This window comes from Umezawaea sp. (assembly GCF_036375055.1).
GTDB lineage: Bacteria > Actinomycetota > Actinomycetes > Mycobacteriales > Pseudonocardiaceae > Umezawaea.
The window spans coordinates 13,452-36,085 of the sequence record NZ_DASUSQ010000005.1 but is presented as its reverse complement, the minus strand read 5'-3'; the positions used below and the strand labels follow the sequence as shown (position 1 = coordinate 36,085).

The 22,634-nt window shown below is 72.1% G+C and carries 19 protein-coding genes; 5 read left to right on the top strand and 14 right to left on the bottom strand.

Annotated elements, in window-relative coordinates:
- Positions 1–21: 21 nt before the first annotated feature.
- From VFZ92_RS01595 to VFZ92_RS01575, 5 genes are read right to left on the bottom strand one after another with little or no spacing between them, the layout of a single operon-like run.
- Positions 22–999, bottom strand: a complete 978-nt coding sequence (locus tag VFZ92_RS01595; RefSeq protein ID WP_330873835.1) for an ABC transporter substrate-binding protein — start codon at positions 997–999, stop codon at positions 22–24.
- 10 nt (positions 1,000–1,009) lie between these two features.
- The gene (locus VFZ92_RS01590) at positions 1,010–2,023 is read right to left on the bottom strand and encodes an ABC transporter permease (protein WP_330873834.1); all 1,014 of its coding nucleotides are present in this window, start codon (positions 2,021–2,023) and stop codon (positions 1,010–1,012) included.
- Positions 2,020–2,784 (bottom strand): ATP-binding cassette domain-containing protein, encoded by a 765-nt coding sequence (locus tag VFZ92_RS01585; protein ID WP_330873833.1) that lies wholly within the window; start codon positions 2,782–2,784, stop codon positions 2,020–2,022. The genes VFZ92_RS01590 and VFZ92_RS01585 overlap by 4 nt, the downstream gene beginning before the upstream one ends.
- 11 nt (positions 2,785–2,795) lie before the next feature.
- On the bottom strand, positions 2,796–3,803 hold the full coding sequence (locus VFZ92_RS01580; RefSeq protein ID WP_330873832.1) for a class I mannose-6-phosphate isomerase: 1,008 nt from the start codon (positions 3,801–3,803) through the stop codon (positions 2,796–2,798).
- Complete coding sequence (locus VFZ92_RS01575; protein WP_330873831.1) at positions 3,800–4,783, bottom strand: LacI family DNA-binding transcriptional regulator; 984 nt, start codon at positions 4,781–4,783, stop codon at positions 3,800–3,802. Before VFZ92_RS01575 ends, VFZ92_RS01580 begins: the two co-directional genes overlap by 4 nt.
- A gap of 236 nt (positions 4,784–5,019) precedes the next feature.
- On the opposite strand from VFZ92_RS01575, the gene VFZ92_RS01570 reads away from it, so the two are divergent.
- Positions 5,020–7,239: a GH92 family glycosyl hydrolase gene (locus VFZ92_RS01570; RefSeq protein ID WP_330873830.1), complete on the top strand. Its 2,220-nt coding sequence runs from the start codon at positions 5,020–5,022 to the stop codon at positions 7,237–7,239.
- 3 nt (positions 7,240–7,242) lie between these two features.
- Here VFZ92_RS01570 and VFZ92_RS01565 read toward each other — a convergent pair whose 3' ends face one another.
- Entirely contained in the window at positions 7,243–8,241 is a 999-nt protein-coding gene (locus VFZ92_RS01565; RefSeq protein WP_330873829.1) for a hypothetical protein, read from the bottom strand.
- A gap of 155 nt (positions 8,242–8,396) precedes the next feature.
- Here VFZ92_RS01565 and VFZ92_RS01560 point away from each other — a divergent pair, with 155 nt between their 5' ends.
- Positions 8,397–9,980, top strand: a complete 1,584-nt coding sequence (locus VFZ92_RS01560; protein ID WP_330873828.1) for an alpha/beta hydrolase — start codon at positions 8,397–8,399, stop codon at positions 9,978–9,980.
- A 45-nt stretch (positions 9,981–10,025) separates the two neighbouring features.
- Here the strand turns inward: VFZ92_RS01560 and VFZ92_RS01555 are convergent, their stop codons facing one another.
- The 6 genes from VFZ92_RS01555 to VFZ92_RS01530 all read right to left on the bottom strand — a co-directional run bounded on the left by VFZ92_RS01555 (position 10,026) and on the right by VFZ92_RS01530 (position 18,306).
- Positions 10,026–13,136, bottom strand: a complete 3,111-nt coding sequence (locus VFZ92_RS01555; protein WP_330873827.1) for an amidohydrolase family protein — start codon at positions 13,134–13,136, stop codon at positions 10,026–10,028.
- 79 nt (positions 13,137–13,215) lie between these two features.
- Positions 13,216–13,872 carry a response regulator transcription factor gene (locus VFZ92_RS01550; protein ID WP_330873826.1) on the bottom strand — a complete coding sequence of 219 codons (657 nt, stop codon included), beginning with the start codon at positions 13,870–13,872 and terminating at the stop codon, positions 13,216–13,218.
- The gene (locus tag VFZ92_RS01545) at positions 13,869–15,545 is read right to left on the bottom strand and encodes a GAF domain-containing sensor histidine kinase (RefSeq protein WP_330873825.1); all 1,677 of its coding nucleotides are present in this window, start codon (positions 15,543–15,545) and stop codon (positions 13,869–13,871) included. Before VFZ92_RS01545 ends, VFZ92_RS01550 begins: the two co-directional genes overlap by 4 nt.
- Positions 15,546–15,641: 96 nt before the next feature.
- Entirely contained in the window at positions 15,642–16,067 is a 426-nt protein-coding gene (locus VFZ92_RS01540) for a pyridoxamine 5'-phosphate oxidase family protein (RefSeq protein ID WP_330873824.1), read from the bottom strand.
- Between the two features lie 82 nt (positions 16,068–16,149).
- Positions 16,150–17,115, bottom strand: coding sequence for a methylmalonyl Co-A mutase-associated GTPase MeaB (gene meaB, locus VFZ92_RS01535; RefSeq protein ID WP_330873823.1), 966 nt, complete (start codon positions 17,113–17,115; stop codon positions 16,150–16,152).
- Positions 17,116–17,118: 3 nt separating this feature from the next.
- Positions 17,119–18,306, bottom strand: a complete 1,188-nt coding sequence (locus tag VFZ92_RS01530) for an acetyl-CoA C-acetyltransferase (RefSeq protein WP_330873822.1) — start codon at positions 18,304–18,306, stop codon at positions 17,119–17,121.
- Between the two features lie 119 nt (positions 18,307–18,425).
- Between VFZ92_RS01530 and mce the strand changes: the two genes are divergently transcribed.
- Complete coding sequence (gene mce, locus VFZ92_RS01525) at positions 18,426–18,875, top strand: methylmalonyl-CoA epimerase (RefSeq protein WP_330873821.1); 450 nt, start codon at positions 18,426–18,428, stop codon at positions 18,873–18,875.
- Here the strand turns inward: mce and VFZ92_RS01520 are convergent.
- Together VFZ92_RS01520 and VFZ92_RS01515 are read right to left on the bottom strand one after the other, a co-directional pair.
- Positions 18,859–19,413, bottom strand: coding sequence for a helix-turn-helix domain-containing protein (locus VFZ92_RS01520; protein WP_330873820.1), 555 nt, complete (start codon positions 19,411–19,413; stop codon positions 18,859–18,861). The genes mce and VFZ92_RS01520 overlap by 17 nt on opposite strands.
- 66 nt (positions 19,414–19,479) lie before the next feature.
- Entirely contained in the window at positions 19,480–19,848 is a 369-nt protein-coding gene (locus VFZ92_RS01515) for an SPW repeat protein (protein ID WP_330873819.1), read from the bottom strand.
- A gap of 170 nt (positions 19,849–20,018) precedes the next feature.
- On the opposite strand from VFZ92_RS01515, the gene ccrA reads away from it, so the two are divergent.
- Positions 20,019–21,365 (top strand): crotonyl-CoA carboxylase/reductase, encoded by a 1,347-nt coding sequence (gene ccrA / locus VFZ92_RS01510; protein ID WP_330873818.1) that lies wholly within the window; start codon positions 20,019–20,021, stop codon positions 21,363–21,365.
- A gap of 54 nt (positions 21,366–21,419) precedes the next feature.
- Positions 21,420–22,634, top strand: coding sequence for a chromosome segregation protein (locus tag VFZ92_RS01505; protein WP_330873817.1), 1,215 nt, complete (start codon positions 21,420–21,422; stop codon positions 22,632–22,634).

Genomic DNA, 22,634 nt, shown 5'->3' with positions numbered 1-22,634 from the left:
GTGCCGTCCGACCCGGTGCCGTCAGCAGGCCTGCTTGTAGAAGTACTTCGAGTTGGCGTCCGCGTCGGCCTTGGTGATCGCCACGAGGTCGGTCTCGGTGTCCCTCGTCACCTCCTTGCCCTCGATGGCCGCCAGCGCCTGCTCCACACCGGTCTTGCCGATCGTGGCCGGGTCCTGGGCGATGAGCGCCTGCACCACGCCCGCCTGGAGGTCCTGGACCTGCTTCGGGCTCGCGTCGAACCCGACCAGGTTGACCGCACCGGTCCTGCCCGCGTTGCGCAGGCCGGTCGCGGCGCCCTCACCGGTGTTGAGGTTGGTGGCGAAGACGCCGATCAGGTCGGGGTTCGCCGCCAGCGTCGCGGTGACCTTCTGCGCGGCCTGGTCCGGCTCGTTGTCGGTGTACTGCTGGCCCAGGTACTTGAGGTTCGGGTACTTCTTGACCGCGGTCTCGAAGCCCTTCGCCCGCGCGTCCGTCGTGGACGTGCCCGCCTTGGTGTTGAGCACCAGCACCGAACCCTGCTTGTCGCCCACCAGCTCGGCCAGGGTCTCGGCCGCCTTCTCGCCGCCCTGCTCGTTGTCGGACGAGATGGTGGCCGACGCGATCGAGGTGTCCTGGAGCTTGGTGTCCACCTCGACCACCTTCACGCCCGCGTCCTTGAGCTGCCTCATCGGGCCCGCGAGCGCCTTGTCGTCGGTCGGCGCGATCAGCACCGCACCCGGCTTGTTGGCCAGGACACCGGTGACGATCGGCGTCTGGAGCGTGGCGTCGAACCTGGCGGGGGCCTGGACGTCGACCTCGTAGCCCGCCGCCTTCGCCGCCTCGCGGAAGCCGCACTCCATGGAGATGTAGAAGGGTTCAGCGGCGACACCGGGGATGAGCACCATCTTCTTCGCGGTGCTCGCGGTCCCCGAGTCGCCGATCTGGCCGCCGCTGCCGCAGGCCGTCAGCAGCAGCGCGGCGGCGGCGAGTCCCAGGGTGCGAACTGTCCTCGTTGACACGTTCTTCCTCCTAGCGTTGATCGCGTGCCTTGCGGCGGGACTGGTCGAACCAGACTGCGGCGACCAGGACGACGGCGACCGCGACGGGTTGCCAGTAGACGTTGACGCCGATGATGACGAAGCCCTTGCGGAGCACGGCGGGGATGAAGACGCCGAAGATCGTGCCGACGACGGAACCCGCCCCGCCGAACAGGGACGTGCCGCCGAGGACGACGCCCGCGATGGCGTTCAGGTTGTCGGTGTCGTGCCCGGTGATGGAGGCGACCCGGAAGTAGGCCATGGCCATGAAGCCCGCCAGCCCCGCCAGGACGCCCGCCAGCAGGTAGACCTTCATCAGGTGGTTCGTCACGGAGATGCCCACCCGCCGCGCGGCCTCCTCGTTGGAGCCGATGGCGTAGGTGTGCCTGCCGAACCTGGTCGTGCCGAGCACCAGCGCGCCCGCGGCGGTGACGACGGCCGCGAGGATCACGAGGTTGGGGACGCCGAACGTCGTGCCGGTGCCGAGGTTGTCGCCCAGCACGTTCGGGACGCCGCTGACGTTGGAGCCGTTGGAGATCAGCTGGCCCGCGCCCAGCGCCGCGCCGAACGAGCCGAGCGTGACGATCAGCGGCGGGATCTTGGCCTTCGCGATGAGGACGCCGTTGAGCGTGCCCCAGGCCGCGCCGCTGAGCAGCGCCACCAGCAGGCCGACCGCCACGACGTCCCACCCGGCGCCGGTGGCGTCGCCGCCGCTCAGCGCGTTCATGGTCATGGCCGAGGTGACGCCGGAGAACACGAGCACCGACCCCACGGACAGGTCGATGCCGGAGGTGATGATCACGAAGGTCATGCCGACGGCCAGCACCAGCAGCACCGCCGTCTCCACCAGGGTGGTCTGGAGCGTGAAGACCGTGAGGACGGCGTCCGGGCGCAGCGCGCCGAACACCGCGACCAGCAGCAGCAGGACCAGCGCGATCCACAGGGTGTTCGTGCCTGCCAGGCGTTTGAGCAGGGACTCGCGCGCAGGGGTGGTGGTGGTCGTCATCCGGCGTCCTCCTGCGACAGCGCGCCGGTCATGGCGCCCACCAGTTCCTCGACGGTGGTGTCGGCGGCCTGGAACCTGGCCACCCGCCTGCCCAGCCGCAGCACCTCCACGCGGTCGGAGACCGCCAGCACCTCGGGCATGTTGTGGCTGATGAGCACCACGGCCACGCCCTGGTCGCGGACGCGGCGGATCACGTCCAGGACGCGCTCGCGCTGCACGACGCCCAGCGCCGCCGTCGGCTCGTCCATGAAGACGAGCTTGCTGGCCCACACCACCGACCTGGCCACGGCGACGCTCTGGCGCTGCCCGCCGGACAGCGAGCCGATGGGCACGTCGATGCTCTGGAGGCTCACGCCCAGGTCCTCGAAGGAGGCGGTCGCGCGGCGGCGCATCTCCTTCTTGTCCAGCACGCCCAACATCCCCAGCAGACCGGGCTTGCGCAGCTCGCGCCCCAGGTAGAGGTTGGCGGCCGGGTCGAGGTCCGGGGCCACCGCCAGGTCCTGGAAGACCGTTTCGATCCCCAGTTCCCTGGCGGCGACGGGCGAGTCCAGCACCACCTCGCGACCGCCGAGCACCAGGGAGCCGGAATCCGGCCGCTGCACGCCCGACAGGCACTTGACCAGGGTGGACTTCCCCGCGCCGTTGTCGCCGATGAGGGACACGACCTCGCCCTCGTAGGCGGTGAACGACGCCCCCCTCAGCGCCTCCACGCTGCCGTAGTGCTTGACCAGGTCCTTGGCTTCGAGCAGCGGGTCAGCCATGGACCACCCGTTCAGCCGACCAACCTCGGCGGCCTGCATCGGATCGCGACGAGCTCACCGTTGAGCACCTCCTCACCAGCACCGTGCGGAACGACGACCGTGCTGCCCCTGCGCAGGGGCACGTCGCCGAGCTTCCCCTCCCCCTCCAGCACCACGAGCACCGCGAACGAGGCGTCGAGGACCAGCGAGCCGCTCACCTGGAGCCGGTCGGCCCGGAAGAACGGGTCGGCCTGCTCGGAGAACAGCGGCACCACCTCGGCGGTGTCGCCCGCCGTGCGCCGGACGAGGGTGTCGAGGGTCCCGGCCCACCCGCTGCGGTCGACGCACCCGAGCGCGGCGTCGTAGCCGAGCCCCAGGTGGCCGATGTCGGCGTTGGCCAGGAAACCCTTCCACTCCAACGTGACGGAGAAGTCCGTCGGCTGCTGGAGCTCCACGATGAAGACGCCCTCGCCGATGGCGTGCGGGAGGCCCGCGGGGACGAAGACGGTGTCGCCCGCCGCGACCCGGACCGGGTTCAGCGCGGCGAGCATGTCGTCGGTGTCCTGCGCGGCCACCCAGCCCCGCACCACCTCGGGCTCGACGTCCTCCCGGAATCCGATGTAGACGGTCGGCTCGGCACCGCTGGTGCCGACGACGATCCACGACTCCGTCTTGCCGTGACGGCAGTTCAGGTGGGTCGAGGCGAACTCGTTCGACGGGTGGCAGTGCACCGGCAGCCGCTGGCCCGCGTCCAGCAGCTTCACCAGGAGCGCGGTGTCGGCGCCGAACTCGGCGACGTGCCGCTCCCCCAGCCAGGCGGTCGGGTTCGCCGCCACGGCGTCGCGCAGCAGCGTGCCGTCGGGCAGCGTGGAGAGCCCCGCGTCGTCCCGGCCGTAGAGCGTCGTGGTCGACGCGACCCAGTCCTCGGGGCCGAAGTCGGCCGACTCGTCGCCCCTCAACGCCGCGATCGACGCCCCACCCCGGTAGAACTGCCTGGGCTGGTTGGCCGGTAGTACGACGGGCCTGTCACCGGAGCTCACGCACGAACCTCCCCTGATCCACGTGGTACCAAGCGCACCGGCAGCACGACGCGGCGCGGTGGCGAGCTGTCGCCGTCCAGACGGGCGAAGAGGAGGTCACCGGCGGCTTTGCCGAGCGCGCTCGCGTCGTGCGCGATCACGGTCACCGGTGGGGAGAGGAGGTCGGCGAGCTCGAAGTCGTCGAAGCCGACGAGCGCGGGGCGGTCGACCGTGCCCGCGAGCGCGCGCAGCACGTAGACGGTGATCCGGTTGTTGCCGGTCACGAGCGCCGTCGGGGGCTCGCGGAAGCCGCGCAGCCGGTGCAGCGCCGCGGCGATGCTGCGCTCGTCGTGCGGGCCCATGACCACCAGGTCCTCCTGGTAGCCGACGCCGGAGCGGACGCAGCCCTCGCGGTAGCCGCGCAGGCGCTCGTTGGCGGTGAAGATGTCCGGGGCGTCGCCGAGGAAGGCGATCCGGCGGTGGCCGTGCGCGGCCAGGTGGGCGACGGCCTCGACCGTGCCGCCGATGTTGTCGACCAGCACGGTGTCGGCGACGACGTCGCCCGCCGGGCGGTCGAGGAACACCACGGGGGTGCCCGCGCGCATCTCGGGCACGAGGTAGCCGTGCTGGAGCCCGGCGGGGACGATCAGCAGCCCGTCGACCCTGCGGGAGCAGAACTCCAGCGCCAGCTCGCGTTCGCGGGCCGGGTCCTCGTCGGACGAACCGGTGATCACCTGGCGGCCGCGCAGGCGGGAGATCTCCTCCACCGCGCGGGTGACACCGGAGTAGAAGGGGTTGGCGACGTCTTCGAGGACGAACCCGATCGTGCCCGTCGACGACCCGCGGCGCAGGTTGCGCGCGCTGAGGTTGCGGCGGAAGCCGAGCTGGTCGATGGCCGCCAGAACGCGCTCGGCGGTCGCCGGGTGCACGCCCGGCTCGTCGTTGACGACACGGGACACGGTCTTGATGCTGACGCCGGCCAGCCGTGCGACGTCGTTCATCGTCGCGCGACGCACCTTGCGCCCAGCAGCGCCGGCCACGGCGGACGCCCCATTCGCGGACAACGTTGTCATAGTGGCGGCATTTCACACCGATCCGACAGGTCCTGTCAACGTTTCGGTACCGGTAAAGCTGGTCAAGGGGCCATACGTCGCAGACCGGATGGTGCGGGCGGCGGTGGACAACGGTGTCAGGACGAGGAGTGTCCGATCACCGCCGCGGCGCCGATAATGGCCTGATGACCTCTCCTCTCGCGGCCGTCAACACGTTCATCGGGACGAAGGACGACGGGAACACCTTCCCCGGCGCGTCGATGCCGTTCGGGAAGGCCCAGTCGAGCCCGATCGGGTCGCACTACGCGGGGTACCGGTACGACGACCCGGTGATCCGGGGGTTCGGGCACTTCTTCCTGTCCGGCGCCGGGTGCTGGGAGCAGGGCGGGCTGGTGTCGATCCTGCCGATCGTCGGGCCGCTGCCCCGGACGTTCGACCACCGGGTCTACGGGGCCCGGTACACCCACGACGGCGAGGTCGGGAAGCCCGGCTACTACCGGGTCGCGCTGGAGGGCGGGATCACCGCGGAGTGCACCGCGACCCTGCGGTGCGGGGTGGAGAGGTTCACGTTCCCCGACGGGGTCGGCGGGACCGTGCTGGTGAACGTGGGGCAGGCCAACGACAAGGAGCCGGTGTTCGCCAGCGCCGTGCGGGTGGTGGACGACCGGACGATCGCCGGGACCGTCACGGCGCAGGCGTTCTGCGGCGGACGGCCCTACGTCACGCACTTCACGACCACGTTCGACCGGCCGTTCCTGACCTCGGGGGTGTGGGGCGGCGCCTCCGGCGCGTCGGGGTTGCGGGGTGCCTGGGTCACGTTCCCGCCGGGGCCGGTGACGGCCGCGACCGCGCTCTCCCAGGTGGACCCCGAGGGGGCGGCGCGGAACCTGGAGGAGGCGCGGGGGAAGTCGTTCGACGCGCTGCGGGCCCTCGCCGAGGAGGCCTGGCTGGCCGAGCTGTCGTCGGTGGAGGTCTCGGGCTCGGACGTGGACCGGACGGTGTTCTACACCGCGCTCTACCACGTGCTGCTGCAACCGTTGACGGGCGACGACGTCGACGGCCGGTACCGGGGGTTCGACGGGCGGGTCCACGTGGCCGACGGGTGGACCTACCACGAGTACTTCTCGCTGTGGGACACCTACCGGGGGCACAACCAGCTGCTGGCCCTGCTGCGGCCGGGCAGGGCGCGGGACGTCGGGCGGTCCCTGCTGGCCGTGCACGAGCAGGGCGGGTGGCTGCCGCGGTGGGCCTACGCCAACCAGGAGACCAACACGATGACCGGGGACCCGGTCACGCCGTTCCTCGTCGACCTGTGGCGGTTCGGCGCGCTGGAGGGGGTGGAGGAGCAGGCCTACCGGGCGCTGTGGGAGAACGCCTCCGGGGTCCCCGAGGCCGGGTCGCGGTTCAGCGGCCGGGCGGGCAACCCCGGCTACCTGGCCCACGGGTTCGTGCCGCACGACCGGGACTTCCCCCGCAAGGGGCAGGACGTCGACCCGCACCACGGGGCCTCCGCGACGCTGGAGTACGCGCTGGCCGACGCCTCGCTGTCGGTGATGGCGGAGGCGCTGGGGCACGCCGAGGACGCCGCCGCGCTGCGGGCCCGAGGCCTGAACTACCGGTCGCTGTGGGACCGGGCGGTGTCTGACCGCGGGTTCACCGGCTTCCCCCGGCCCCGCGTCGCCGGAGGCGGGTGGCTGCCGTCGTTCACCCCCCAGGGCGACGACGGGTTCCACGAGGGGACGGCCTGGCAGTACCAGTGGCTGGTGCAGCAGGACGTGCCGGGGCTGGTGGAGAGGCTGGGCGGGGCCGAGGCCGCCGCGGCCAGGCTGGACGACTTCTTCGCCTACGAGGACCTGGTCGACGACCCCGCGGGCACCGCGCGGAACAGGTGGGTCGTGGGCGCCTACGAGTACTACAACCAGTTCCGCTACAACCCCAACAACGAACCCGACCTGCACGCGCCGTGGATGTACGTCCTGGTGGGGCAGCCCTGGAAGACCTCGGCGGTGGTCAGGGCCGCGCACACCCTGTTCGTGGACGGGCCCGCGGGCGTGACCGGGAACGACGACCTCGGGCAGATGTCCGCCTGGTACGTGCTGAGCGCGCTGGGCCTGTACCCGGTGGTGCCGGGGACCGGGCAGTTCCTGCTGCACGCGCCCCGGTACGAGCGGGCCGTGCTCCACCTGGAGGGCGGCGACGTGGTGGTCACGGCCGCCGGGGCCGATCCGGGGGTGCTCCAGTACGTGCGCGGGCTGGTGGTGGACGGCGAGGTCCGCGACCGGGCCTGGGTGGAACTGGAGGAGCTGCGCGACGGGGCGGTGCTGGAGTTCGCGGTGACCGCCGACGCGGGCGAGGCCGACTGGGCGACCGGACCCGGCGGGGCGCCGCCGCCCCTCGTGGGGTGAGGGCTACAGGTACTTGTTCGCCAACTCCGTGTACTCCTTCTCCACGTCGTCCTTGAGGTAGGCGACGTAGGTCCACGGGATGTCGTGCACGTGGTCGCGCATCCCGATCAGGTGCCGCTTCGCCCTCGGGCCGTCGTCGGCCAGCGCGAAGGCCGCGGCGAAGAGGTTGTGCGCCTGGAGGGCCCTCGGGTGCACCCTCGGGACCGCGATGTCCCACTTGTCCGCCGCCTCGGCGATCTCGTCGTGGACCTTGCCGAAGTAGCGCATCTTCAGCGAGGCGACCTTCAACGCGCTCCTGGACTGGACGGCTTCGGCGAAGCGCTCCAGGAAGACCTCGAAGTGGGCCAGCGGGAGCATCGCCACCACCGGGTCGCCGGGGGCCGCCGCGTCCACGCTGCCCTTGGCGAACGCCATCATCTCCTCGGTCGAGCCGCCCCACTTGGGGGCCAGGATCTGGGCCCGCACCCAGTGGGCCGGGTAGAGGGTCGGGCAGCGCTGGACGATCTCCCGCCACACCTCGTCCTTCTGCCCCCGGTCGACCTGGAGACCCATGCCCGTGGTCTGCAACTGGGCCCACGGGACCGCGTCGCGCGGCAGGAGGTTCGCCGCCTCGTGCAGCGGGGACACCGCCTTGCGGAGGGTCGCGAAGAACATCTTGAAGCGGTCCTCGCCGATGTCGTCCGCCCTGCCCGTGCCGCGCACGGCCCAGGCCTCGCCGATGAAGGACGCGCCCGCCAGCAGCCACAGGTCCGGGTCGTTGGCGTTCTTGGCGAGGTCAAGCAGCTCGTCGGCGTGGCCGACGGCGTGGTCGCGCAGCACCTCCAGGCGGAGCGCGCGCAGCTCCGGCTGGTCCCGGCACTCGGCCAGCACGGTCGTGGCCGCGCGCAGGTGGCCCGCGTCCATCTCCTCCGCCGCGATGTCGACGATCGGGTCGTCGTAGGTGTGATCCCTGATCACTTCGCGGGCGACCGCCACCGGGCGCTTCCTTCGAAAGATCCCCACCTCAAGAACAGTACTTATCCACGGCCGGCCTGCCCAGGTCGTCTCAGTGGGAAACGGCGTAGTCCTTCGGGGGTAGCAGACCTTCTACTTTCGGTGGTTGTGGCGGACCTCACCGCAGCGATGAGGTGGAGGCTCCGACATCCTGAGGGGGATCAATGCGGAGAACACCACTGCTGGTGATCGCGCTGATCGGAGCGCTGGTGGGCGGAGGCCTGCCCGCACAGGCGCGGGAAGCGCGCGAGGCGCCGGTTCCGGACCGGTACCTGGCGCAGCGGATCGAGTGGGCACCCTGCTTCGACCAGGAGAACCCGCCGGAGGGGCTGCCTCCCGGCGGGGAACGGCTGGAGTGCGGCACGTTCCTGTCGCCGCAGGACTGGCGGCGAGCGGGCCGGGGCGAGGACATCACGATCGCCGTGAGCCGGTTGCGGCCGGTGAGCGGCGAGGCGAAGGGCAGCGTCCTGACCAACCCCGGCGGACCGGGCGGACCGGGGCGGACGTTCCCGCTGCTGTTCCTGGGCCAGCCGAAGCTCCTGGCGGACCAGGAGATCATCGGGATCGACGTCCGCGGCACCGGTGACAGCACGAACGTCACCTGCGGCGGCTACGACTGGCTCGGCATCACCGACCCGCGCGACCGCGGTCGGGCCAACCTGGAACTGCTGTTCGACGCCGCCGAGCAGCAGGCGCGGGCGTGCCAGGTCAGCTCCGGCGAGTTCGGGAAGGTCGTCAACACCGAGCAGACCGTGCGGGACCTGGACCTGCTGCGGCACCTGCTCGGCCGGGAGAAGGTCAACTGGGTCGGGTACTCCGGCGGCAGCTGGTTGGGCGCCTACTACGCCACGTACTTCCCGCACCGCGTGGGCAAGTTCGTGATCGACTCCAACACCGAGTTCACGTCGACGTTCCAGACGATCTTCGGCGCGTTCGGCATGGGCTTCGAACGCCGCTTCCGCACCGACTTCCTGCCGTGGGTGGCGAAGTACGACTCGCTCTACCACCTCGGCACGACCGCGGAGGCCGTGCGGCTCAACTACGAGGACGTCCGGGCGAAGCTGGCCGCGAACCCGCTGCCGCTGCCGGACGGCTCGCTGCTCACGTCGGTGCTGTTCGACCTGTTCCTGTTCCGGGCGCAGTACTCCAAGTACAACTTCCAGCCCGCCGCGGAGCAGTTCGCGCAGCTCCGGCAGATCGTCGTGGACCAGCGGGGGTCGGTCGCCGCGCTCGGCCGGTTCGCCGACGCGCCGAACGGGACCCTGCACTCGATCATCTGCAACGACACGCCGTTCCGCGGCGACCGCGACCACCTGGTCCGGGAGTCCGGTCGGCAGGGCGCGCTGTACCCGCTGATCGGCTGGTACGTCGTGGCCGCGCCGTGCGCGTTCTGGGACCGGCCGCCGTTGCGGCTCAAGGCGCCGACCGGGCGCGGGGTGCCGCCGATCCTGATGGTGCAGTCCGTCCGCGACCCGGCCACGCCGCTGGAGGGGGCGCAGCGGGCGCACGCGAAGTTCGCGGGCTCGCGGTTGCTGACCGTGACCGACGAGGGTGACCACGGCGTCTACGCGTTCGGCAACACGTGCGTGGACACGATCGTCGAGTCGTTCATCGTCGACGGCGTGGTCCCCGCCCGCGACCTCACGTGCGCCGGGGTGCCGCTGCCGGTGCCCACCGCGGGTGTGTCGGCGCAGGCGCACCACCCGGTCGGGAACCCGCTCCAGAGGTACGCGGACCTGCTGGAGTAGGCCGGGAACGAGGGGGCCCCGACGGCCGGGGCCCCCTCGTCGCCACTAGTGGCAGTGGTGCACGGCCCACTCCGGTTCGCCGTGCCACCAGAACAGGTCCGGGTCGGCGCTCGGGTAGTCCGCGCCCGTGCGCCCCTCGGCCGGGGCCGACAGCGCGGCCGGATCGGTGAACGGGGCCGCCAGGTCGGCGACCCGGTGCGGCACGCCGCCCGCCACGACGACCTCGACCGCCGCGGCGGCGGTGATGTCGGCGAGCGGGTTGCCCCGCACGGCGACGAGGTCCGCGAGCCTGCCCGGCTCCACGGTGCCCAGCCGGTCGGCGAGGCCGAGCCAGCGCGCGGGGTTGCGGGTGGCGGTGGTGAGGGCCTCGTGGGGCGTGAAACCGTGCCGGACCATCGCCCGCAGGTTCTGGTGCAGGCTCAGCGCCACGTCGTCGAGCGGGGCGTCGGTGCCGGAGATGACGAACCCGCCGCCGCGGTGGATCGCCAGCAGCATCGCCACCCAGCCGGGGAGGGCGGTGCGGGACAGCTGGTTGGCTGGGGTGTCCTTGCCCGCGTCGGCGACCTTCTGCTCCAGCCGCGCGTACTCCCACGGCGGCAGCAGCGCCCTGGTGCGCGGGTCGTCCAGCAGCGAGCGGTCGTCGGCGTAGAGGATCGCGGCGTGGAACAGGGTCGGCGTGACCGACATGCCCGACGCGGCGAACAGGCCGGTGACGTCCTGGTAGCTGCGGCCGAGCCTGCTGGTGGTCTGGGAGTAGCCGAGCCGGTTGGTGGCGCCGACGTGCTCCATGCCGTCCATGCCGACGTTGACCGCCGGGTAGAGGTAGTGGGAGCTGAGCGGCATCCCCTCGCGGTGGGCCATCTCCACGACCTCGCGCTGCGACGCGACGGGCAGCCGGACGTAGGTCTTGATCAGGTCGTAGTCGAGTTCGACGGCCCGCGACAGCTCCAGCGCCAACTGGTCCTCACCGCGGGTGGGGCGCATGAAGTTGTAGTAGACCCGGCTGCCGTCCACGGCCTCGCCGGTGGCGAAGAAGCGGGGGCCGACGCGCGCGCCCGAGTCGAGCGCCTCCCTGGTCTCCAGCATCTGGTACGCCGGGTCGCCCGGTGAGCGCGTGGTCGTGATGCCGTAGGAGAGCCACAGCCTGCCCTGGCGGTCGCCCCACTGCCGCCCGCGCAGGTGCCAGTGGTTGTGCGCGTCGATCAGGCCCGGCATCACCGTGAGGCCGGAAGCGTCCACGACGGACAGTCCGGGCCAGTCGCGGCGGTCGTGCACCCCGACGATCCGGTCGCCGTCGAGCAGCACGTCCGCGTCGCGCCGCAGGGTCTCGCTCCTGCCGTCCCACAGGGCGCCCGCCCGCACGACGGTCCTGCCGCGCGGACGGGACCGGGTCCAGGTCAGCGGCAGCTCCACGGGACGGGCCCGGCCGCCGTGGACGTCGACCAGCTTCAACCGGCCGTTGTTGAGGTACAGCAGGGTCTTCGAGTCGCCGCTCCACGACGGCGCGTCGCTCGCCTCGCGGGTGAGCTGCCTCGGCTCGCCGGTGAACACCCCGCGCGCGTCGACGGGGACGACCCACACGACGCTCTCGACGACGAACGCGAGCCACCTGCCGTCCGGCGACCACACGGGGCCGTCGTCACCCCTGGTGGAGAGCGACCTGTACGGCATGGGCTCGGTGTAGCGGACGACGCCGTCGTCCAGCCCGACGGTGAGGACCTGGCTGGTGCCCTCGCGGAAGCGTCGGGTGAACGGCTTCACGGCGGCCAGGGCGATGGTCTTCCCGTCGGGCGACCACGTGGGGCGACCGGGCTGGAACAGGGCCGGGAGCAGTCGGGACGCCGTGCCCGCCGCGACGTCGAACACCCAGGTCGCGCCGTCGGCGTCCTGGTAGGCGATCCGCGTGCCGTCCGGCGACCAGCGGGGCGTGATCTGCGCGCCGGGCAGGGTCGTGAGCCTCGTCCGCCCACCGGTCGCGAGGTCGTGCCGCCACAGCGCCGCCGTGCCGCCGCGGTCGCTGGAGTACACCAGCGACGTGCCGTCGGGGTGCCAGTCGGGGTCGGAGTTGAAGAAGCCGTCGTCCACGAGCTTGCGCGGCCGGCCGCCGACGGGCAGCAGCCACAGGGCGTTCAGCGCCCGGAACGCGACCGACCCCCCGTCTGGCGAGAGGACGGGGCTCGCTATCCCCCGCACCGGCCGCGGCGCGCGCGACGACACGTCCCGCTTCGCGCGCCGGTTCTCGTGCCTGCGGTAGTCCACCGTCGCGTCGAACGGCACCGAGCCCCTGGCCCCGCTCGCGAGGTCGCGGGTGCGCAGGCCGCCGTCGGCGGTGTAGAGGACCGTGCTCGCCGCCGTCCACGCGACCGGGAAGCCGAACAGGTCCTCGCCCTCGGTCACGACCCGGCCGTCCACGACCAGTTCCGTCACGGCGCCGCGCAGCGTGGTGTAGGCCAGCGCGCCGTCCGGGGCGAACCCCGGACCGAACAGGCGGGTGTCGGCCACCGGCTCGACCAGCCGCTGCCTGCCGCCCGAGAGGTCGACGGAGTCGATCGCGGTGCCGTCGACCGTGCACAGGAGCCGGCTGCCGTCCGGCGACCAGTTCGGCTCGCCCTCGTCGAGGTCCGTGCTGGTCACCTGGGTCTTGCGCCCGGTGCGCAGGTCGAGCACCCACAGGTTGTAGCTGCCGCCGACGTCGGAGCTGAACGCGATCCGCGTGCCGTCCGGGGAGAACCGGGGCTCGCGGTGGTCGTCGGGGCCGGTGGTCAGCTGCCGCAGGCCGCCGCCGTCGACGCCGATGGTCCAGAGGTGGTAGTTGCCGTCCCGGTAGGACTGGAAGACGAGCGTCCTGGAGTCCGGTGAGAAGTGCGGGCGGGTGGCGTCCTGGTCGTCGCCGGTGAGCCTGCGGGCCCGGCCGCCCCCGGCGGGCAGGACCCAGATCGCGGTGTAGAGGTCGATCGCGGCCAGCTTGCCGTCCGGCGAGAGCGCGGCCGAGATGCCGGTGCCCTCGCGGGCGGTGAACCGGCGCCCGCCCGCCGTCCCCGCGGACGGCTCCCGCGCCGCCGCGACGCCGGGTGTGCCCACGATCGCGGCACCGCCGAGCACGGCCGCGCCGCGGAGCAGGCCGCGGCGGCTGAGCTTCGAGTGGTCAGAGTCCATGCCAGTCCCCCAGGGGATGAGCGACGATGATCCACCGCCACCGTACCCAGGTTGACATGTCATACCGGCCGGTTTCGTCTCACCCGGGGGAGTGCGAGCCGTTGTCCCTTCGGCGTGCCGCGTACACGCCCGCCTCCGTGCGCCGGTCGAACCCGAGCTTGTGCAGCAGCGACGACACGTAGTTCTTCACGGTCTTCTCCGCCAGGTACAGCCGGTGCGCGATCTGCCGGTTGGTCAGGCCCTCGGCGATCAGGTCCAGGATCCGCCGCTCCTGCGGGCTCAGCGTCGCGTACCTCGGGTCCTCCTCCGGCCCGCTGCGCAGCCGTTGCAGCACGGTCGCGGTCACGCCCGCGTGCAGCAGCGACCCGCCCGCGGCGAGCGTGCGGACGGCGGCGACGAGGTCGTTGCCGGACACCTGCTTGAGCATGTACCCGGCGGCCCCGGCCATGATCGCGCCGAACAGCGCCTCGTCGTCGGAGTACGAGGTGAGCATCAGGCACGCGGGCGGCGGCTGCGTCGTCGACCGGATCTCCCGGCACACGGTCACGCCGTTGCCGTCCGGCAGCCGCACGTCGATGATCACCACGTCCGGCTTGAGCACCGGGGCCGCGGCCACCGCCGCCGCGGCCGTGTCCGCCTCGCCCACCACGGTGATGTCGGTCTCGACCGCCAGCAGTTGCTGAAGACCGCGGCGCACGATCTCGTGGTCGTCCACCAGCAGCACGGTGATCGTCATTCCGCCTCCAAGCCGAAGTCGTGGTGCCGGACGAGGGGGACCGACCAGACCACGGCGACGCCCCGGCCCGGTTCGGAGTCGACCGCGCACCGCCCGGACCACCGGTCGGCGCGCGCGCACATGTTGACCAGTCCGCCGCTGTGCCTGCCCCGGAGCTCGGGCAGGCCCCTCCCGTTGTCGCGCACGACCAGTTCCAGCGCCGTGGCCGCCCGGTCCACCGCGATGGAGACCGAGACCGACGTGGCGCACGCGTGCCGGGCGGCGTTGGTCAACGCCTCGCGCAGGCAGGCCAGCAGGTCGGGGCGCACGGGGTCCGGCACGACCGAGTCGAGCGGGCCGTCCAGCGCCACGGTCGGCTCGAACCCCAGCAGCCGCGTCGACTCCCGCACCGCGCGCAGCAGCTGGCCGCGCAGGCTGATGCCGCCGCTGGGCGGTTCGTGCAGGGAGAAGATGGTCCGCCGGATCTCGCGGATGGTGTGGTCGACCTCCTCGATGAACCCGGCCAGCCTGGCCGCGACCATCGGCTGGTCGACCGAGCCGTTGAGGCCCTGCAACCCCAGCCCCAGCCCGAACAGACGCTGGATCACCAGGTCGTGCAGGTCGCGCGCGATGCGGTCGCGGTCCTCCAGGATCGCGAGCCGCCTGCTGTCCTCCTGCGCGCGGGTGAACTCCAGCACCAGCGCCGCCTGCGACGCGAACGACTCCACCAGCTCCACGTCGGCGGTGTTGAACGGGGGGTGCCCGTGGGGGCGTGCCACCAGGAGCACGCCGAGCACGCGGTCGCCCGCGGCCATCGGCACCAGCACGATCGGCCCGATCCGGCCGAAGTCCTCCACCAGGCCGGGGTTGACGTCCTCCGGCCACGGCGCCGCCTGCGCGAGCCGGTCGATCACCTTCGCCTTGCCGGTGGAGAAGACCTCCCAGGACGCCGCGGCGCCGGGCACGGTGAAGCCCTTCGCGTGCCTGCCGAGGATCCCGTCCACGACCTCCAGCACCAGCTCGCCCCGGTGGTCGGGCAGGACGAGCGCGGCGGCGATCCCGTCCGCCGCGCCGCGGGCCTGCGCGGCCACCTGGCTGAGCGCGTCGTGGCCGGGGATGCCGGTGAGCAGCGCGAGCGTGACCTCGTTGGACGCGCGGTGCCACACCTCGCGCTGCCGGGTCTGCTCGTAGAGGCGGGCGTTCTCGATCGCGATGCCCGCGGCGGCGGCGACGGCGGTGACGATCTCGACGTCCACCTCGGTGAACTCGCCGCCGTCCTCCCTGTCCGCCAGGTACAGGTTGCCGAAGACCTCGGTGCGCAGGTGCACGGGCAGCCGGAGGCAGGCGCCGGACTCGCCCGCGGCACCGCTGGGGTCCGGGTGGGAGCGCACCCTCGGCAGCGCGTCCCGGTCCACGCCCGCGTCGCCGTCGGAGCCGACGTAGGTGAACTCCAGCAGGCGGCGGTCGGGGCTGACCACCGTGAGCGCTCCGTAGCGGGCGCCGACCAGGCTGCACGACGACTCGACCACGCGGCGCAGCACGTCGGGGAGGGAGAGGTCGCTGGCCAGGGAGACGACGGCGCTGAGCAGCAGGTGCAGCCGTTCCTGCGAGACCGACGCGTCGGTGGTGCGTTCGGTCAGCTTGCGCAGGAGACCGTCCAGTCGCAGTGCGTGCGATCCGCCCGAACCGACCACGTGACCCATCCCTTTCGTGGGGACGTGCACGAGGGTAACTGCTCTCCGTAGTCAGCGGGAGTGCCGCATTGGTGACCGAACCCCTGTTCCGGGCGATCAGCCCAGACGCGGCATCGGGATCCGGGTGCCGGTCACCACCTCGATCGTGATGACCAGGTAGCGGTCCGTCACGCCTTCGCCGCGGGACGGCAGCCTCAGCTCCGCCAGCCTCCTCAGCCACTCCGGGTCGCGGACCTCGTGCGCGTGGCCGACGACCGTGACGCTCCAGCCCTCGCGGAGGTCGTGGGCGATGTTGTCGATCTCGAACGCCACGACGGCGCCGCCCGCCGCCAGTGCCGGGCTGCCCGCGGCCAGCCGGACCACCACACCCTCGTCGTGCAGGACGAACGCCACCGGCTGCACCGCGGGCAGGGCCCGGTCGGTGAACACCAGCCTGCCGATGGTGACCGAGGCGAGGAGTCCGAGGCAGTCCCGGCGGGAGAGCACCTCCAAGCCTGCGGAATCCACCTCTGCGGAGTCCACGGTGGCACCTCTCTAGGCGGTGAGCGCGAAACCAATACGGTCTGCTGTTCGTGCACCGTTGCCTAGAGTCGGAAGGCCCGGCCTACGCCTGGAGCCCCTCGATCAGGTGATCGGCCGCGGTGTAGGGATCGAGTTCCCCGATGGCGACGCGCTTCGCGAGCTGCTCCAGCGCGGCGCCCCCGCGCAGGTCACCGATGCGCGACCGGAGCTGGGCGACGGCGATGGCCTCGACCTCGCTCGCCGCCCGCTGGGCGCGCCTGCGCTCCAGCTCGCCGTGCTCGGTCATCCACGCGTGGTGGGCGTCGACCGCCTCGACCAGCTCGGTGACGCCCTCGCCCCTGGCCGCGACGGTCTTCACGATCGGGGGCCGCCACGACGGCCCCTCGCGGTCGCGCCTGCCCAGCGAGATCATGTACTTGAGGTCGCGCGCGGTCGCGTCGGCGCCGTCGCGGTCGGCCTTGTTGACCACGAACACGTCCGCGACCTCCAGGATGCCCGCCTTGGCGGCCTGGATGCCGTCGCCCATGCCGGGCGCGAGCAGCACCAGCGTGCTGTCGGCCAGCGAGACGACCTCGACCTCGGACTGGCCGACGCCGACGGTCTCGACCAGCACCACGTCGAACCCGGCCGCGTCCAGCACGCGCAGCGCCTGCGGCGTGGCCCACGACAGGCCGCCGAGGTGACCGCGCGTCGCCATGGAGCGGATGAACACGCCGGGGTCGGTGGCGTGGTCCTGCATCCGCACCCGGTCGCCGAGCAGCGCCCCGCCGGAGAACGGCGAGGACGGGTCGACGGCGAGCACGCCGACCCGTTTGCCCTGCTCGCGGAACGCCGAGACCAGCACGGACGTGGACGTCGACTTGCCGACGCCGGGCGGGCCGGTCAGGCCGATCACGCGGGCCCGACCGGTCAACGGCGCCAACACCTCGGCGACCTCGCGCAGGTGCGGACTCGCGTCCTCGACCAGGGAGATCAGCCTGGCGACCGCGCGGGGCTGTCCGGCCCGCGCGCGGTCGACCAGGTCGGATACCTCAACAGTCCGCGTCACACGTCAGACCTTAGGGACCCGCACGATGAGCGCGTCGCCCTGACCGCCGCCACCGCACAGGGCGGCCGCGCCGACGCCGCCACCGCGGCGCTGGAGCTCCAGCGCGAGGTGCAGCGCGATGCGGGCGCCGGACATGCCGATCGGGTGGCCGAGGGCGATGGCGCCGCCGTTGACGTTGACCTTGTCCTCGGACACGCCGAGCTGCCGCGCGGACACGATGCCGACGGCCGCGAACGCCTCGTTGATCTCGACGAGGTCCAGGTCGGCGGGGTCGATGCCCTCCTTGGCGCAGGCGGCCTTGATCGCGTTCGCGGGCTGCTCGTGCAGGCTCGCGTCCGGCCCGGCCACGACGCCGTGCGCGCCGATCTCGGCGATCCAGGCCAGGCCCAGCTCCTCGGCCTTGGCCTTGCTCATCACGACCACGGCGGCGGCGCCGTCGGAGATCGGCGAGGCCGAGCCCGCGGTGATCGTGCCGTCGGCGGCGAACGCGGGGCGCAGCTTGCCGAGCGTGTCGACGGTCGTGTCCGGCCGCACGCCCTCGTCGGTGCTGACCACGACCGGCTCACCCTTGCGCTGCGGGATGCTGACCGGTGCGATCTCCTGCGCGAACAGGCCCTTCTCGATCGCCGCGGCGGCGCGCTGGTGCGAGCGGGCGGCGAACTCGTCCTGCTGCTCGCGGGTCAGCTCGTAGCGGCCGTTGTACTTCTCCGTCGACGCGCCCATGGCGACCTGGTCGAACGCGCAGAACAGGCCGTCGTTGGCCATGTGGTCGACCATCGTCACGTCGCCGTACTTGAAGCCGCCGCGCGACTTCTGCACCAGGTGGGGCGCCTGGGTCATCGACTCCTGGCCGCCCGCAACGACGATGTCGAACTCCCCCGCGCGGATCAGCTGGTCGGCGAGCGCGATGGCGTCCACGCCCGACAGGCACACCTTGTTAATCGTCAGCGCGGGCACGCTCATCGGGATGCCACCGGCCACGGCGGCCTGGCGGGCCGGGATCTGGCCCGCTCCGGCCGTCAGCACCTGGCCCATGATCACGTACTGCACCTGCTCCGGGGCGACACCGGCCCGGTCGAGCGCCGCCCTGATCGCGACGCCGCCGAGCTGCGCGCCCGAGAAGTCCTTGAGCTGCCCGAGCAGCCTGCCCATCGGGGTACGGGCACCGGCGACGATGACGGAACCGGACACAAGAGCCTCCAGGAGGTGAGCGAGCGTTAACTTCACACGATACCCAGGGTTACCGGGCGGTACCCCTGTGAGGCGCCGCACAACTGCCGCTAGACCGATTCCGTCACTACGCTGGCCCGATGCAGGAAGCACTCCGCGGTCTCGTCACCGCCATCGACCACGTCGGCATCGCCGTGCCGGACCTCGACGCCGCCATCGCGTTCCACCGGGACAACTTCGGCCTGGAGGTGGCGCACACCGAGGTCAACGAGGAGCAGGGCGTCCACGAGGCCATGCTCCGCGCGCCCGGCGACGACGGCACCGGACCGGCCGTGCAGCTGCTCGCGCCGCTGAACGAGACGTCGACGATCGCGAAGTTCATCGGCCGCTCGGGTCCGGGGCTCCAGCAGCTGGCCTACCGGGTGTCCGATGTGGACGCGGCGGCCGCCGCGCTGCGCACCAAGGGCCTGCGGCTGCTCTACGAGGAGGCCAGGCGCGGCACGTCCGGCAGCCGGGTCAACTTCGTCCACCCGAAGGACGCGGGCGGCGTGCTGGTGGAGCTGGTCGAGCCCGCTACGCGAGCGCACTAGCCACGAAGGCCAGCTCGCGGTCCATCAGCCGGTCCTCCTCGGGGCTGTGCCGGGCGACCGAGTGCCGGTAGCTCACGGCGAGCGCCACGAGGGCGGCCGCGCTGTCGACGTCCTTGCCCGCCACGGCGGGACCACCGGCGGCGAGGATGACGTCGCGGACCTGGACCGCGACCGCGCGGTGCCGCTCGTGCAGGGCGTCGCGCACGTCCGGGTGGGTGTCGGCCTCGCGCCACAGCAGGTGCGAGAGCAGCGGGGACGCGTCGCTCCTGGCGTCCAGCACGGCCACCAGCTCGGCGAGGCTGGCCGCGATGTCGCCGTCGACCACGACCAGATCGGGGTCGACGGCGCCGCTGGGCAGCCTGCGCACGAGCGCGGCCAGCAGGTCGGGTTTGCGGCGGAAGTAGTAGTGCACGAGGCCCTTCGGCACCCCGGCCCGCTCCGCGATGCGCGACGTCGGCGTGGCGTCGAACCCCAGCTCGGCGAACAGCTCCTCGGCGGCCACGAGGATGCGCTCCCTGGCCGACCCGTCCTCAGCCACGATCGGCCTCCTCGACGTGCGAGGGGCTCACGACCCGCGAGTCGTGAGCCCCGACCTGTCCTGCCGTCAGTGCTGGCCCGCCAGCCCCGAACGTCCCGAGTGGGCGCTGTTCGCGGCCGGGAGGGCGATGGCCCCCGCCGCGACGGTCAGCACACCGGCGACCCACGACGTCCAGGCGGCGCCGGTGAGGTCGGTGTAGCCGATCACGAACGGCGAGATGAACAACAGCACGCCCAGCACCATCTGGAACCACTCGCCGTACACCATCGCGGGCGCCGCGAGCGACGCCAGTCCGTCGATGGCGATCAGGGCTCCCAGCACGATCATCGTCCACATCGCGCCGTTGGTGGTGTCGACGACGATCGGGGCCAAGAGCACCACGACGCCGATCACGACCTCCGCCCAGTCCTGCCACCTGGTCCACGCCTTGTCCATGATCCTTTACCTCCGTCCTGGAGAGGGACACCACCGATGGTCCGCCTTGATTGGCCGACCGGTCAACATTACTTTCCGTGCCCTGGCTCACAACGGTCGTTCTGAATCGGTTACTCGTCGGTAACCTCCGGCTCCCAGCGCTTCTCGCCTCGCCACCTGATACTCCTCACATGGGAGGACCCGCCGTGCAGAAGATCCTCGACGCGATCCTGGCCGACGAACTCGACGCCATCGCGTCACTCCCTGTGCCCGAGACGTACCGCGGCATCACGGTCCACGAGGACGAGACCGGGATGTTCGAGGGCTTGGCCACCAAGGACAAGGACCCGCGCAAGTCGCTGCACCTGGACGAGGTCCCCACGCCGGAACCCGGTCCCGGTGAGGCGCTCGTCGCGGTGATGGCCAGCGCCATCAACTACAACACCGTGTGGACGTCGATCTTCGAGCCGATGTCGACCTTCGGGTTCCTCAAGCGCTACGGGAAGTCCTCGCCGCTCGCGGCCAAGCACGACCTGCCCTACCACGTGGTCGGCTCCGACCTGGCGGGCGTCGTGCTGCGCACGGGCCCCGGCGTGAACGCCTGGAAGCCCGGCGACCGCGTCGTCGCGCACTGCCTGGACGTGCAGCTGGAGCACGCGGACGGGCACAGCGACACGATGCTCGACCCGGAGCAGCGGATCTGGGGCTTCGAGACGAACTTCGGCGGGCTCGCCGAACTCGCGCTGGTGAAGTCCAACCAGCTCATGCCGATGCCCGACCACCTCACGTGGGAGGAGGCCGCGTCGCCCGGACTGGTCAACTCGACCGCGTACCGGCAGCTGGTGTCCCGCAACGGCGCGGGCATGAAGCAGGGCGACACCGTGCTCATCTGGGGCGCGTCCGGCGGTCTCGGCTCCTACGCCACGCAGTTCGCGCTGAACGGCGGAGCGACGCCGATCTGCGTCGTGTCGAGCCCGGAGAAGGCGGAGCTGGTCCGGTCGATGGGCGCGGAGCTGATCATCGACCGCAGCGCCGAGGGCTACCGGTTCTGGAAGGACGAGCACGAGCAGGACCCCAAGGAGTGGAAGCGGTTCGGCTCGCGGATCCGCGAGCTCACCGGTGGCGACGACCCGGACATCGTGTTCGAGCACCCCGGCCGCGAGACGTTCGGCGCCAGCGTGTTCGTCGCCAAGCGCGGCGGCACGATCGTGACCTGCGCCTCCACGAGCGGGTTCCTGCACCAGTACGACAACCGCTACCTGTGGATGAACCTCAAGCGGATCGTCGGCTCGCACTTCGCCAACTACCGCGAGGCCTGGGAGGCGAATCGCTTGGTCGCCAAGGGGAAGATCCACCCCACGGTGTCCAAGGTGTACTCGTTGGCGGACACCGGACAGGCGGCGCACGACGTGCACCGCAACGCCCACCAGGGCAAGGTCGGCGTGCTGTGCCTCGCTCCGGGCGAGGGCCTCGGCGTGCGCGACCAGGCCCTGCGGGCAACGCACCTGAGCGGCATCAACCGCTTCCGCGGCGTGTAGGCGAAGTCCGCGCCGGGGTGCCACCGGGTCACCGCGAGCGGGTAGCGTGGGGGCATGGGCCTCGCCGACGATCGTGACCTCGTCCCGCTGGGATCCGGCTTCGACATCGCCAAGCGGGGGTACGACAAGGGCCAGGTCGAGGACCACCTCGAACGGCTCGACTCGGACCTCCGGCTGCTGGCTGCCGACCGTGACGCCGCGGTGTCCCAGACCAACGACCTGGCACGCCAGCTCGAAGCCGCTCGATCCGAGATCGCCGAGATGCGGGGTCAGGTCGAGCGGCTCTCCATGCCGCCGAACACGCTGGAGGGCCTGAGCGAGCGGTTGCAGCGCATGCTGCGCCTCGCCCAGGAGGAGGCCGCGGAGATCAAGTCCCGTGCCGAGGCCGAGGGCGGGCACATCCGCGCCAAGGCCGAGGGCGAGGCGGGCGTGCTGCGCGCCCGCTACGAGAAGCTGATCGCCGAGCTGGACCAGCGCCGTGCCGCGATGGAGGCCGAGCACCGCGGCGTGCTGGACAAGGCCCGCGCCGAGGCGGAGAAGATCGTCGAGGACGCGCGCGCCGCGGCCGACGTCGTGGTCAAGGAGGCCGAGCAGCGCCGCGTCACCGTCGAGGAGGACTTCGAGATCGCGATGGCCGCGCGCCGGGTCGAGTCGATGAAGACGCTCGCGGAGGCCGAGGCGGCCAGCAAGGCCGAGGCGGACCGCAGGCTGCGCGAGTCGCAGGACGAGGCGAACCGGATCCGCGCGCAGATCTCGCAGGAGCAGGCCTCCAGCAACGCCGAGGCCCAGCGCCTCGTGCGCGAGGCGACGGAGGAGGCGAACCGGCGCAGGCACGACTCGATCAGCGAGGCGACCGCCCGCGTGCAGGAGGCGACGGACGAGTCGAACCGGCGCGTGCGCGAGGCCACGGAGGAGTCGAACCGGCGGGTCGCGGCGGCCACGCAGCAGGTCGAGGCGCTGGCCAAGCTCCGCAACGGGTTGTCGCAGCAGCTGCGCAACGCCCGCACGGCGTTGCAGGACATCGCACCGCTGCTGGAACCGCTGGAGGTGGAGAAGGAGGCCGCCGCACCGCACGCGGTCCCCGCCGCCGCGGTGGCGAGCGCACCCACCGTCCAGGCCGCTCCGGTCACCCCGGCCGGTCCCGCCGCTCCGGCCAAGTCCGCCGCTCCCGCCGCTCCCGCAGCGGACAAGCAGGCCCGGTCGGAGGAGACCGTGAACCTGCCCAAGCCCACGCCCACCCAGCAGGTGGCTCCGGCCGCCAAGCGCTGA

Coding starts and splice junctions, on each gene's coding strand:
- VFZ92_RS01515 (WP_330873819.1), bottom strand. CDS start 19,848: ATGGACAAGGCGTGGACCAGGTGGCAGGACTGGGCGGAGGTCGTGATC.
- ccrA (WP_330873818.1), top strand. CDS start 20,019: ATGGGAGGACCCGCCGTGCAGAAGATCCTCGACGCGATCCTGGCCGAC.
- VFZ92_RS01570 (WP_330873830.1), top strand. CDS start 5,020: ATGACCTCTCCTCTCGCGGCCGTCAACACGTTCATCGGGACGAAGGAC.
- mce (WP_330873821.1), top strand. CDS start 18,426: ATGCAGGAAGCACTCCGCGGTCTCGTCACCGCCATCGACCACGTCGGC.
- VFZ92_RS01505 (WP_330873817.1), top strand. CDS start 21,420: ATGGGCCTCGCCGACGATCGTGACCTCGTCCCGCTGGGATCCGGCTTC.
- VFZ92_RS01550 (WP_330873826.1), bottom strand. CDS start 13,872: ATGACGATCACCGTGCTGCTGGTGGACGACCACGAGATCGTGCGCCGC.
- VFZ92_RS01560 (WP_330873828.1), top strand. CDS start 8,397: ATGCGGAGAACACCACTGCTGGTGATCGCGCTGATCGGAGCGCTGGTG.
- VFZ92_RS01555 (WP_330873827.1), bottom strand. CDS start 13,136: ATGGACTCTGACCACTCGAAGCTCAGCCGCCGCGGCCTGCTCCGCGGC.
- VFZ92_RS01590 (WP_330873834.1), bottom strand. CDS start 2,023: ATGACGACCACCACCACCCCTGCGCGCGAGTCCCTGCTCAAACGCCTG.
- VFZ92_RS01575 (WP_330873831.1), bottom strand. CDS start 4,783: ATGAACGACGTCGCACGGCTGGCCGGCGTCAGCATCAAGACCGTGTCC.
- VFZ92_RS01585 (WP_330873833.1), bottom strand. CDS start 2,784: ATGGCTGACCCGCTGCTCGAAGCCAAGGACCTGGTCAAGCACTACGGC.